12 protein-coding genes (1 of these 12 running past the window's edge) are annotated in these 11,574 nt (G+C 56.9%); 4 read left to right on the top strand and 8 right to left on the bottom strand.

The window, feature by feature from the left end:
• Positions 1 to 86: 86 nt before the first annotated feature.
• The 6 genes from L1F30_RS15220 to L1F30_RS15195 all read right to left on the bottom strand — a co-directional run bounded on the left by L1F30_RS15220 (position 87) and on the right by L1F30_RS15195 (position 6,215).
• Positions 87 to 722 carry a CPBP family intramembrane glutamic endopeptidase gene (locus L1F30_RS15220; protein ID WP_253357446.1) on the bottom strand — a complete coding sequence of 212 codons (636 nt, stop codon included), beginning with the start codon at positions 720 to 722 and terminating at the stop codon, positions 87 to 89.
• Between the two features lies 1 nt (position 723).
• Positions 724 to 2,004: a glutamate-1-semialdehyde 2,1-aminomutase gene (hemL, locus tag L1F30_RS15215; protein WP_253357437.1), complete on the bottom strand. Its 1,281-nt coding sequence runs from the start codon at positions 2,002 to 2,004 to the stop codon at positions 724 to 726.
• A gap of 101 nt (positions 2,005 to 2,105) precedes the next feature.
• A complete protein-coding gene (locus L1F30_RS15210; RefSeq protein ID WP_253357435.1) occupies positions 2,106 to 2,924 on the bottom strand; it encodes a bifunctional hydroxymethylpyrimidine kinase/phosphomethylpyrimidine kinase in 819 nt (272 codons plus the stop codon).
• A 117-nt stretch (positions 2,925 to 3,041) separates the two neighbouring features.
• The gene (gene hemJ / locus L1F30_RS15205; RefSeq protein WP_253357433.1) at positions 3,042 to 3,464 is read right to left on the bottom strand and encodes a protoporphyrinogen oxidase HemJ; all 423 of its coding nucleotides are present in this window, start codon (positions 3,462 to 3,464) and stop codon (positions 3,042 to 3,044) included.
• Between the two features lie 42 nt (positions 3,465 to 3,506).
• The gene (locus L1F30_RS15200; RefSeq protein WP_253357431.1) at positions 3,507 to 4,403 is read right to left on the bottom strand and encodes an aldo/keto reductase family oxidoreductase; all 897 of its coding nucleotides are present in this window, start codon (positions 4,401 to 4,403) and stop codon (positions 3,507 to 3,509) included.
• Between the two features lie 60 nt (positions 4,404 to 4,463).
• Entirely contained in the window at positions 4,464 to 6,215 is a 1,752-nt protein-coding gene (locus L1F30_RS15195) for a chloride channel protein (protein ID WP_253357429.1), read from the bottom strand.
• Positions 6,216 to 6,442: 227 nt separating this feature from the next.
• Between L1F30_RS15195 and argC the strand changes: the two genes are divergently transcribed.
• The 4 genes from argC to erpA all read left to right on the top strand — a co-directional run bounded on the left by argC (position 6,443) and on the right by erpA (position 9,097).
• Positions 6,443 to 7,483, top strand: coding sequence for an N-acetyl-gamma-glutamyl-phosphate reductase (gene argC / locus L1F30_RS15190; protein ID WP_253357427.1), 1,041 nt, complete (start codon positions 6,443 to 6,445; stop codon positions 7,481 to 7,483).
• Between the two features lie 25 nt (positions 7,484 to 7,508).
• Complete coding sequence (locus L1F30_RS15185) at positions 7,509 to 8,249, top strand: DUF6776 family protein (RefSeq protein WP_253357425.1); 741 nt, start codon at positions 7,509 to 7,511, stop codon at positions 8,247 to 8,249.
• A 21-nt stretch (positions 8,250 to 8,270) separates the two neighbouring features.
• The gene (locus tag L1F30_RS15180; protein ID WP_253357423.1) at positions 8,271 to 8,675 is read left to right on the top strand and encodes a polymer-forming cytoskeletal protein; all 405 of its coding nucleotides are present in this window, start codon (positions 8,271 to 8,273) and stop codon (positions 8,673 to 8,675) included.
• A 68-nt stretch (positions 8,676 to 8,743) separates the two neighbouring features.
• Complete coding sequence (gene erpA, locus L1F30_RS15175) at positions 8,744 to 9,097, top strand: iron-sulfur cluster insertion protein ErpA (RefSeq protein ID WP_253357421.1); 354 nt, start codon at positions 8,744 to 8,746, stop codon at positions 9,095 to 9,097.
• A gap of 108 nt (positions 9,098 to 9,205) precedes the next feature.
• Here the strand turns inward: erpA and L1F30_RS15170 are convergent, their stop codons facing one another.
• Positions 9,206 to 10,111 carry a hypothetical protein gene (locus L1F30_RS15170; protein ID WP_253357419.1) on the bottom strand — a complete coding sequence of 302 codons (906 nt, stop codon included), beginning with the start codon at positions 10,109 to 10,111 and terminating at the stop codon, positions 9,206 to 9,208.
• A 279-nt stretch (positions 10,112 to 10,390) separates the two neighbouring features.
• Positions 10,391 to 11,574: the 3' portion of an OapA family protein gene (locus L1F30_RS15165; protein WP_253357417.1), read on the bottom strand. Its footprint extends 190 nt past the window's final position; the window shows 1,184 of its 1,374 coding nt (coding positions 191-1,374); its start codon lies beyond the right edge, outside the window — the gene reads right to left on this strand; its stop codon occupies positions 10,391 to 10,393.

Raw genomic sequence — 11,574 nt, 5'->3', positions numbered from 1 at the left:
TTAATTCCTACTCCTTTACTTAACGCCCGCACTGTATTTGGCACACTTGGCGTGTGCGGCATTGCATCGCGCTATGTGAAGCCCGCCTAAAGTTGCGCGCTGTCTAGGTAGCCGCCCAGTCCAAAACTGAATAGCCATAGCCCCCACAGGCTGTGTTCAACCACGCACGCCAGGGTTGAGCGGAACTTCGCATAGGTAAAGGCAAATAACAGGCCGCCTGCAAAGGCCAGGGCAATGGCTGCAAGGTTGCCGTAAATAATATGCGCCCAGGCAAAGGCAAAGGCCGAGAGCCACGCACGGGTGGACTTCCTGGGAATGATTTTTTTATAGCGGTGAAAGAAAAAGGTGCGGTAAATAAGCTCTTGGGGCACAACAGAAAACAAAGGGTAGATCACCAATAGCAGGAGCCAGTTGTTGGTGTCTTGGGTGGGCAGGTAAAACCAGTGGCTTTCGCTTGCGGTGACATAGAGCAGGGCACTGGCGGCCAGGCCCAGGCTAAATACCGAGCGCCGGCGCCAGAGCGCGGGCAGAATATTTTTACCGTTTACTAACCGAAAACGCTTGAAGTGCGCATCGCGCAGCATCAGTGCCAGGCACAGCGCGGCAAGCACACACAGGCATGGCAGCAACCATTGCTGCAAATGATTTTGCAGCACGAGCCCCGCCAGCGGCAAGAGCGCAAAGAGTAGAACCAACTCCAGCCAGCGCGCTTGCCGGTTCACGTTACAGGTCTTTAAATACCTTGGCGGCGGCCGCCAGGGTGGCATCTATGTCGGCATCTGTGTGCGCGGCAGACATAAAGCCCGCTTCATAACTTGCCGGTGCCAGGTAAATGCCCTCGGCCAGCATGCCGTGGTAAAAGCGATTGAAGCGTTCGTTATTGCAGGCCATTACCTGGCTGAAATTGCTAACCTGTGGCTCCTCTGTGAAGAAGAAACCAAACATGGTGCCTACGTGGTTGGTAGTAAAGGGGATGCCGGCGGCATCGGCTGCCGCTTGCAGGCCTTCCACCAGACGCCTGGTGCGCGCCATCAGTGGTAGGTAGAAATCGGGCTCAGAAATCAGCTCCAGATTTTTCAGGCCCGCGGCCATTGCCACCGGGTTGCCCGAGAGAGTGCCTGCCTGATACACAGGGCCCAGCGGCGCAATTTTTTCCATCACATCGCGCCGGCCACCAAACGCGCCCACGGGCATGCCGCCACCAATGACTTTGCCAAGGGTCACCAGATCGCCGGTTACGCCATAGTGACCCTGTGCGCCGGTGAGCCCCACGCGAAAACCGGTCATGACTTCATCCATTATCAATAGCGCGCCGCTTTTGTCACACACCTCGCGCAAGCACTCGAGAAAGCCGGGCACAGGGGGTACACAATTCATGTTGCCGGCAACCGGCTCAACAATGATGCAGGCGATTTGCTCGCCCATGTCGGCAAACACTTTGCGCACGCCCTCGGCGTCGTTGTAGGTTAGCGTGAGTGTGTGATCGGCCAGTGCCGCCGGTACGCCCGGTGAGCTGGGTACGCCCATGGTTAGCGCGCCTGAGCCCGCTTTAACCAGTAGGGAATCTGAGTGGCCGTGGTAGCAGCCTTCGAATTTCACGATTTTGTCGCGCCCGGTAAAACCACGTGCAAGCCTTATGGCGCTCATGGTGGCCTCGGTGCCGGAGTTCACAAAGCGCACCATGTCCATGCCGGGCACCAGCTGGCACACCTGTTCGGCCAGAGTGGTTTCAAGGCCCGTGGGGGCGCCAAAGCTCAAACCTGCGCGCGCGCGCTCTATCACGGCATCCAGTACTTGCGGGTGGGCGTGGCCAAGAATCATCGGGCCCCAGGATTGCACATAGTCAATGTAGCGGCGCTGGTCTGCGTCGAACAGGTAGGCACCCTCGGCGCGCTCGAAAAATAGCGGCGTGCCGCCCACGGCGCGAAAGGCTCGTACGGGCGAATTAACGCCGCCGGGGATAACGTTTTGGGCCTGTTGAAACAAGGTTTCCGAGCGACTCATGCAAATTCCTGTGAAGTGTCTGTGATAAACAAGGGCCGCCGGCCAAGGCCGGCAGAAGAGGGGCATTATCCTGATTTATGGCGTGGCTGGCCAGTTGGGGGCTAGTGCTTGTAGCGCCGCTGGGAGGCCTCTTGAGTGGCCCAGAACAAGCGGTTGGGCACCAGTTTCCCCATGCCAACGCGCCGGGCGAACTCGATGCTCTGCCAGGTAAATTGCAGGGCCTGCTTGGCGGCCTGCTCCATGGCACAACCGTGGGCCAAATAGGCTGCCAGCGCCGCGCTTAAAGTGGTGTTGGCGCCCATGATGGCCTCCAGCCGGCCGCTGGTTGTGGGGTTTGCAAAAGGTTGCACGTCACAATGGGCCCGGTAGAGCCTGGCGCCCTGGCTTTGGCGGCCTTCGCGGCAACCGGTGAGCAGTAAAGCCTGGCAGCCGCTGTCGAGTAGCAACTGCACTTTGGCATCGGTGGTGTCGCCTGCCGGTGCCAGGTGCTGCAGGTCTTGGTGGTGCGCGGTAATGATGTGCGCCTGCGGGAATAACAGGGTTTGCAGCGCCTGCATAATACCGGGCCTGTGCAGGCTGGCCGCTTGCGCGCTGGCATCGAGCACAACGGGTAAGCCCGGGTAGTCGAGCAATATTGAGTGGATGGTTTCGCAGTGATCCACCGAGGCCAGTTCGCCGATTTTAACGGCGCCAATGGGCATGTCTTCCAGCAGGGCACGGGCCTGCTCGATAAGTAGCGCAGGGTCTACGGGGTGCAAGTCTTTCAGCTCGCGGGTGTCGCGGGCGGTGAGTGCGGTAATCACTGTGGCTGCGTGGCAGCCCAGGCTCACGGCGGTTTCGGTGTCGGCGCTGGTGCCGCTGCAGCCGGTGGGATCGTGGGGGCTGAACGATAGAATAACCGGGGTTTGTACAGACTCCATAAGCGTAACTCAGGGGTAGAAAACCTACCCCTGAGTCTAACACAGCTGTGCTGATCTGCCGGATTTCAGCGCCCTTTGTGAGGGGCTTCTAGCCAAGCCAGTGGCAGGGCTTGTGGGCTAAAACGGCCGCACCACCACAAGAATCACGATGGGTATCAGCAAAAATACCGGCAGTTCGTTAAAGATACGAAAAAAGGTGTGGCTTTTCTGGCAGCGGTTCTCACGCAGTTGCACCATAAAATGTCGGCAATAGAAGTGGTACACCACGCACAGTGCCACCAAGCTCAGTTTGGCGTGCATCCAGCCACTGGCCATGTAATAGGCGGGGTTAAAGTGCAACAACCAAAGCCCGAGTAGCAGTGTGGCCACCATGCTGGGGGTGGCAATACCGCGGTAGAGTTTGCGCTCCATGATGATGAAGCGCTCGCGGCTGATGGCGTCTTCACTCATGGCGTGATACACAAACAGGCGCGGCAGGTAAAACAGTGCCGCAAACCAGCAAATAACCGCAATCAGGTGAAAGGCTTTAACCCAAAGCATAAAGGCTTCCTTAATTCAGGTGGATATTGGTTGCGTTCACGGTTAAGGCAGCTCACCGCCATTGGCCTCCCAGATTGTGTACCAATCATCGCGGCTAAGCTCGATGTTAAGGCTCGCCCAGGCCGATTGCACGCGCGCACTCGCTCCACTGCCCACAATGGGTAATATGTTGGCGGGGTGTTTAAGCAGCCAAGCTAAAGCCAGTTGATCAACACTGCATTGATAGTTGTCAGTTAATTGCTGCAGGCATTCGCGCACTGCGATTGCGCGCGCATCTGTGCCGCTGAATAAACGCCCACCAGCCAGGGCCGACCAGGCCATAGGCGGGCGGCGCAATGTTTGGGCTTGATCAAGGCTGCCGTCTGCAAAGGTTGCGTGGTGCAACACCGAAATTTCAAGTTGGTTGGTTACCAGTGGCTCGCTCAGCCGGCTTTGCAGTTGCGCAAACTGGCTGGCGGTAAAGTTGGAAACGCCAAAGTGGCGCACCTTGCCCTGGGCTTTCAAATCGGTAAATGCGCGCGCCATTTCGTCGGCATCCATGAGCGGATCTGGCCTGTGAATGAGCAGCACGTCGATGTAATCCGTGTGCAAACTTTTCAGCGATTGCTCGGCGCTGGCCACAATGTGCTGGTAGCCGGTGTCGTAATTTTTGCGCTTGTGCATGGGGCGGCGCGGGCTCACCAGCTGAATCCCGCATTTGGTGACCAGCTGGAGCTTATCGCGCAGTGACGGCGTGGCTTTCAGCGCTTCGCCAAAGGCTGCTTCACACTGGTACTCACCGTAGATGTCGGCGTGATCGTGGGTGCTAATGCCCAATGCCAGGCACTCGTCGATACGCGCGCTTATGTCGCGGGTGCTCATGTTCCAATCCATGAGCCGCCACCAGCCATAAATCAGCCGAGAAAATGTAAGCCCTTCGGCCATTTCAATGTGTTGCATCTAGTTACTCCAAGCCCGGCGCCTAGGGCGCTCAGGCAGTTAGGTAAATTAAAGGGGTGGTTAAATTTGGTAGTAGCTGTTGATCGCGTGGCGCGTGACGATACCAATAGCCGACGACAGCAGCGGCGCTCCGCTGCGTTGCACATACAGGGCATCGGCGCGGGTTTGCTGTAGGAGCATTTGTGCTTCAAATAAATTGGCGCGCGAGTGAATGGGTGTGAGTTCCAATCGCTTGGCGGGAATTTTCAGCAAGTCTACCTCGCGTTCGAGGGTGAGCTCTTCCATGGGGGCATCTTCCAGATACTGGGCCACGTCGGCCGGGCGCACCAAAAACTTTTTGCCATCCAGTTCATCCACCAGTAGCCACTCGGGCTGTGCTGCCAGGAGCTTGCGCAGGTCATCGTAAAACTGGCGCCTGTCGCAGGTGACAAAGTTCCGCTCCAGCACGCTTTCAATGCCCACGCGCGCCAGAATCTGGCCGGCCAGGCCGGTGCGCGCTTTTTTGCCTTGGGCCGCCAGAATCTCCTGGAACAAGCCGTTGTTACGCACCAGTACCCGGGTGGTAATACAGGCGATAACCACCATCAACATGCCCGGGAAAATAATTGTGTGGCTGGCACTTAACTCCAACAATGCCAGCAAGGCTGCAAGGGGGGCATTGAGCACGGCGGCCATCATACCGCTCATGCCAAGCAGCACGTAAAACGCCGGCGACGATGCCAGCTCCGGTGCCACCTGGTGTGCAAGCAGCCCCAATAGCCCGCCAATACAGGCGCCCATAAAAAGCGTGGGGCCAATAGAGCCGCCGGGGATGCCCAGGCCAAATACCGTGGCGGTAATGATGAGCTTTACGCAAACAATTAACAGCAATGCTTGCACGGTGAGCTCGCCACGCATGGCGTGATCGACGGTATCGTAACCAATCCCCATGATTTCTGGCACCCAAAAGGCTGCAATGCCCGTGATCAGCCCCGCCATGATCATGCGCCCGGCCACGGCCTTGCGCTGCAATGGTACGAGCTTGACCACCAGCTGGATAAACAGCGAAGAAATCAGCGCAATCACCAGGCCACCAAAGGCAATGTAGGGCAGCTCCCACAGGCTGTTCATGTGAATGCTGGGCACGGCGAAAGCAATTTCACGGCCGAAAAAAATCTGGCTGAGCATCGCGCCGGATACAGAAGCCAATATAACTGGCAAAAAGCCGGTAATGGTGTATTCCATCAGCACCACTTCCATGGCGAAAATCACGCCGGCCATGGGGGTGTTGAACGAGGCGGAAATAGCCGCCGCCACGCCGCAAGCCACGAGCGTGCGCATGCTGTTGTTGGGCAGCCGAAACCAGCGCCCGATGATGCTGGCACTGGCGGCGCCCATGTGTACGGCCGGCCCCTCGCGGCCCACCGACTGACCGCTGGCCAGGCAAATCAAGCCGCCAAAAAATTGCGCCCACATATTGCGCGACGACATATGCCCCTGGTGTGAGTGCAGCCGGTCGAGCACATGGGTGACACCCACCGCCCGGTAGCGTGGCTCCAGCCAATGAAAAAACAGTGCGAGTAACAGGCCACCTAATAAAGGCAGGCCAAAGTGCCAGATGCGCGGCAGTGATTCAAAGTCATCGTGGCCATGGGGCAATAGCCAGTCGAGCGGCTCATCTATGGCCAGGCGAAACAAAATAATCACCCCGGCGGCGGCCAGCCCGCTGATTAAACCCAACAGCGTCAGTTGCGGCAGGGCATCGGTATAGGCAAGCCTGAGCCGAAAGTTATCCAGCCACTGCTGGGCGTACTTAAGGGGTTTAGCGGGCATGGGGCGGCGGCTTACCTTATTGTGATGAGTGTTGAGCAATGCAAAGCCTAGGGCTTGCAGCGTAAAAATGCACTGTGCGCAGATGATTTCTGCCGATGCGGGCAAATGCGCTGGCTGTACGCGAAATGTGCAGTGCAGGGTGAATTTGGCAAAAGCAACTTTCGCTTGTTGCAGCCTGCCTCTATTATACGTAATTCAGCCTAGAGTTTTTCGAGGGGAGTGCAATTGTGATTAAAGTCGGCATTGTCGGCGGTACCGGATACACGGGCGTCGAATTATTGCGCCTTTTGGCCAGCCACCCAAAGGTAAAGGTCACTACCATTACCTCGCGCGCTGAAGAAGGCGTGCAAGTATCACAATTATTCCCTAACCTGCGCGGCCATTACGACCTCGCGTTTTCTGTGCCAGATCCCGATCAGCTGGGCGAATGTGATGTGGTGTTTTTTGCCACGCCGCACGGTGTGGCGCAGGCCATGATGCCCGATTTGATGAACCGCGGAACCCGCGTAGTGGATCTGTCGGCAGATTTTAGAATTAAAGATGCCGAGCTTTGGGCCTCTTGGTATGGTAAGCCGCACGGTTGCCCGTCGCTGATTGAAAAAGCCGTATACGGCCTGCCAGAGGTGAATCGCCACCTCATTGCCGATGCCGATTTGGTGGCCTGCCCGGGCTGTTACCCCACGGCGACCCAGCTGGGCTTTATTCCGCTGTTGGAAAATAACCTGGTGCAACCCGAGCGGCTGATTGCCAACGCCGCCAGTGGCACCAGCGGCGCCGGACGCCAGGCCAGTATTGATAATTTGTTATCTGAAACCGCAGACAGTTTTAAAGCCTATGCCGCAGCAGGGCACCGCCACCTGCCGGAAATCGAGCAAGGCCTGCGCGCTGTGTTGCCTGCCGGTAGTGGCAGCATCGGGCTTACGTTTGTACCGCACCTGCTGCCAATGGTGCGCGGTATTCACGCAACCCTTTATGCAACCTTGCGTGGTAACGCGGGCGATTTACAGGCGCTGTTCGAAGAGCGCTATGCCAATGAGCCGTTTGTGGATGTATTGCCTGCCGGCAGTCACCCGCAAACCCGCAGCGTGAAATCGTCCAACATGTGCCGCATTGCCGTATGCCGCCCGCAACAGCGTGATACCGTTGTGGTGATGTCGGTAATCGACAACCTAACCAAAGGTGCGTCCGGGCAGGCTATTCAAAACATGAATATCATGTTCGGATTCGATGAAACGCTGGGACTTAACAGCCCCGCGTTACTTCCTTGATAAGTAAACCCATGAGGAGAATTTCATGAGTGCTGTCAAAGGCAGCAAGCAGTATCGGCTTGAAGTAGTACCCTACCGCCCGTGGCTGCGTTGGTCGCGGCGGCTGTTGGCGCTGCTGATCGCGGCACTGGCTGTGTATGCCGCTCACTGGTATGGCACCAGTGAGGCGTTGAAATACCAGGCACAAGCGCTGGGTGAGCGCGACCAGTTCGAGCAGGCTTTGAGTGAAAGCCGCGCGGAAGCAGAAGCCCTGCGGCAGGAAGTGGCCAATCTAAAGTTGGGCTCACAGGTAGATAAAGCCGCCAGCGAAGACGTGCGCAACGAGGTGATTCGCCTCAAGGCTGAAATTGCCGAGCTGCAGGAAGACATCACCTTCTATCGTGGCTTGATGATGCCCTCGGCCGACAAACAGGGGCTCACTATTGGCTCGCTCAACGTGATTTCCACGGGTGAAGAGCGCCGTTTCAATTACAAATTGGTAATTCAGCAGCTGGCAACCAATCACAAAATGTTGTCTGGCCATGTGAACTTCACCATTGTTGGGCGCCAGGGTGGCCTGCCCATGAGTTTGGCGCTTAAGGATGTGTCTGATGCGGTAAGCACCACAGATATTCGTCTGGGTTTTCGCTATTTTCAGAATATTGAAGGCGAGCTTGTCTTACCCGTGGGTTTTGAGCCCATGCGTATTGAAATTGTTGCTAAAGCGCGTGGCTCTAATGGCGCCACGGTAGAAAAGAAATTTGGATGGTTAGTTGAAGAGAGCTAACCCAGAAATAGGTAGAGAGTTATGAGTTTATCTGGCGGAACCACGCTGATTTCCAAGGCCACCAAAATTGTTGGTGATGTACATTTTAGCGGCAGCTTGGAGATTGAAGGGGTAGTAGAGGGCAATATCATTGCCGATGGCAAGGGCGATGCCAAAGTGAATGTGCGTGAGAAAGGCCGTGTGAAAGGCGACATCACCGCTCCCCTGGTAATGATTAACGGCCAGGTGCAGGGCAACGTACATTCAGATAAGCACATAGAGCTTGCGGCAAAAGCCGTGGTAGAGGGCAATGTGCACTACCACATGATTGAAATGGTGAAGGGCTCGCAGGTCAACGGCAGCCTGGTGTACGGCACCCAGGCCAGCAAGCCTGCAGAGCCTGAAAAGGTGCCCGCGAAGGCGCCGGGTGCCGCTATAGTTGACTGATTTACTGGGTTAACCGGATAATGATGCAGCGCGTCGCTCAAAAGGGCGGCGCGATTGCAGGAGAAGTTATGTCAGCCCCGGAAGTATTTATCCCCCAAGCCCTGAATGTCACGGCCAGCGCCGCAGCCAAAGTGGCCAGCCTGATTGATGAAGAGGGCAACCCCGATCTCAAATTGCGCGTGTATGTCACCGGTGGTGGCTGCTCGGGCTTTCAGTACGGCTTTGCCTTTGAAGAGCAGTTGGCAGAAGACGACACCATTGTAGAGAAAGACGGTATCAAGGTTGTGGTAGACGCCATGAGCTACCCCTATCTGGTGGGCTCGCAAGTGGACTACGAAGAGGGCCTGCAGGGTTCGCGCTTTGTGGTTCAAAACCCCAATGCCACCAGCACCTGCGGCTGCGGCGCGAGTTTTTCACTTTAGGGCAGCGGCGCCAGAGTCGAGGCGTATCTAAGCGAGCCCGCTGTAAAGGCTGCGGTTCATAAGCATAAAAAAGGCGCCTGGTTGGCGCCTTTTTTAATGAGCCTGCGTTTAGTTCAGCAAGCGGGCTGGAAACACGTGCAGCTTGGCTTTGCCGGTTACATCGTAGATCAACACAAAGTCTTGATCTGCCATGGCCTTAGGCACGCTCATCCAGAAGGTTTGGTTATACACTTTAAAGCCCCACATGCCGGCCTCAAGTTTCATATTTACCCGGTATAAGTCATCACCGAGGTAAGTAAAGGTTTCGGTACCCCGGCCGCGGTTGTGGTTGAGCTTCACGTTTTGCATTGGGGCCGCGCCTGCAGGCTTGGCTGCCAAAGCCGCCAATGTGCGCTTGGCAAATGCTGCGCTCTCAGGGCTTTGATCTTCTGTGCTGGGCCAGGTGGCCGCGGGCTTGGGCGCTGTGGGCGCCGCCACTGTAATCGCCGGTGCTGCAGGTGCTTTGGGTTGGGCTACAGGCTGGGGCTTGGCGGCAGCTTTTGCGGCCGCAGCGGCGGCTGTTTTCAGGCGCTGTTCTTCTGCGTTCAACTGCAACAGCGCTTGCTGTAATTCAACTTGATGCGCGCGAATACTTGCTTGTTCTTCAACGGCGCTATCGAGCCTATCTTGAAGGCGCTCAAGCTTGGCTTCGCTGCGGTTATAGCGGATAGACGCAAGAGTTGCTGAACGCGCGCTTACATCGCCAGGATCAGCTTCCGCTTGGGCGATGGCCTCCCCCAGTGCGCTTTCTTGCTCGGCCAGTTCTGTGCGTGCCTCTGCCACCTCTTCTTTGGTGCGCTCAATGCGATCTACCAGGTATTGCAGGCGCTCTTCGTGCTGGGCGAGGGTAGAATTGATTTTCTTGCGCTCACCGTTGATGCTCTCCAGCGACTGTGCGCCAGCAGGTGCGGCAAGAAATAAGCAGGCGGATACTGCAATCAGTGATGCACGTAAAGACTTAAGTAAAAGCAACATATTTCCATCTTGGTTGTGAGCGGGGCGCGCATTATACGCAAATCCGCTGTACATTATTTGAACATTTGTGACTGGTGGGTCACTGCTCGGTGGTTGATTTGGCAGGTGGGCTGTCAGTTCTGGCCCCGCTTGGCTATGTACATTTGGTTAGCCGCAGGTAGGAGTGTAGCCCAGTGCAGCGCAAGGGTTCATTGGCCAGACGGGCTAAGTTGGGCTGGCCAAGTGGCCTATTGACTTAAGGTGAGATGGCGCCGGCCGGTGCCCGGCCAGCGCTGCGGGCTATTGGTTTACTTGAGCCAGCTGCGAGCTGCGCTGGTAGTCTTCCAGTGTGGCTAGGGCGGTAGCGGTTTGTGCGAAGAAGCGCGCTTTTTCTGCCTTGGCAACCGCGTTAGCTTTGGGTAGCGGTACGGTAACGGGGTTGCGCACCGCGCCATTTACGTAAAATTCGTAGTGCAGGTGTGGCCCGGTGGCCAGCCCCGTTGACCCCACGTAACCGATGATCTGGCCCTGTTTTACCCGGCTACCATGGCGCACGCCGCGGGCGAACTTGCTCATGTGGGCATACAGGGTGCGGTAGGTTTGGCCGTGCTGAATGATCACTGCATTGCCGTAGCCGCCCTTGCGGCCAGCGTGAATCACCTTGCCATCGCCGGTTGCACGGATGGGGGTGCCGCGCGAGGCTGCATAATCGGTACCTTTATGTGCGCGAATGCTGTGCAGCACCGGGTGCTTGCGCCTCAGGTTAAAGTGCGAGCTGATGCGGGCGAAATCCACCGGCGTGCGCAAAAACTCTTTGCGCATGCTGTCACCCTCTGGGGTGTAGTAGTGGGAGTTGCCATTGAGGTCCGTGTAGCGTACCGCGCGGAATTTTTTGCCCTGATTAACAAATTCTGCAGCCAGTATGGCCCCGTTATCGAGCTTTTCGCCGTCCAGGTAGCGCTCTTGATACACCAGGCTAAAGCTGTCGCCCGCGCGAATATCCAGTGCGAAATCCACATCCCAACCAAAAATGTTGGCGAGCTCCATGATCAGGCTGGGTTCCATGCCTGCCGACTGGCCTGCCAAAAACAGGGAGCTGGTGATGTCGGCATGGCGAAACGCAGTAATTAAATCGGGTGTGCGGGTGATCTCGTCGCGCTTGAAGCCGCCTTCGGTGCGCTCGTAAATTTCATGTGAAAGGCGATTGGTTTGGTACTTCAGGCGCGCAAGCTTGCCGTCCGGAGCTAGCTGAAAGCCTAAGGTCTGGCCCGGGTGCAGGCGCTTCAGGGAGTCGGCTGCGGCCTTATTGGCAATTACCTCGTACATTTCCCGGTCGTTCAGGCCTGCGCGCTGGAAAATCAACGACAGGTTATCGCCGCTGCGCACGGTAAATTCTTGCCAGTCTGGCTCGGGGGCAACGGCTAATTCAGTTGCGGGCACACTGGCAACGGCGGCCTTATCCGCCTCTGTAAGCGTGAGGGCGT

The sequence above is a fragment of the Simiduia sp. 21SJ11W-1 genome (assembly GCF_024138675.1).
Classification (GTDB): Bacteria; Pseudomonadota; Gammaproteobacteria; order Pseudomonadales; family Cellvibrionaceae; genus Simiduia.
Note: the sequence above shows the minus strand (reverse complement) of the source record. Positions and strands in the feature narration are given on the sequence as shown.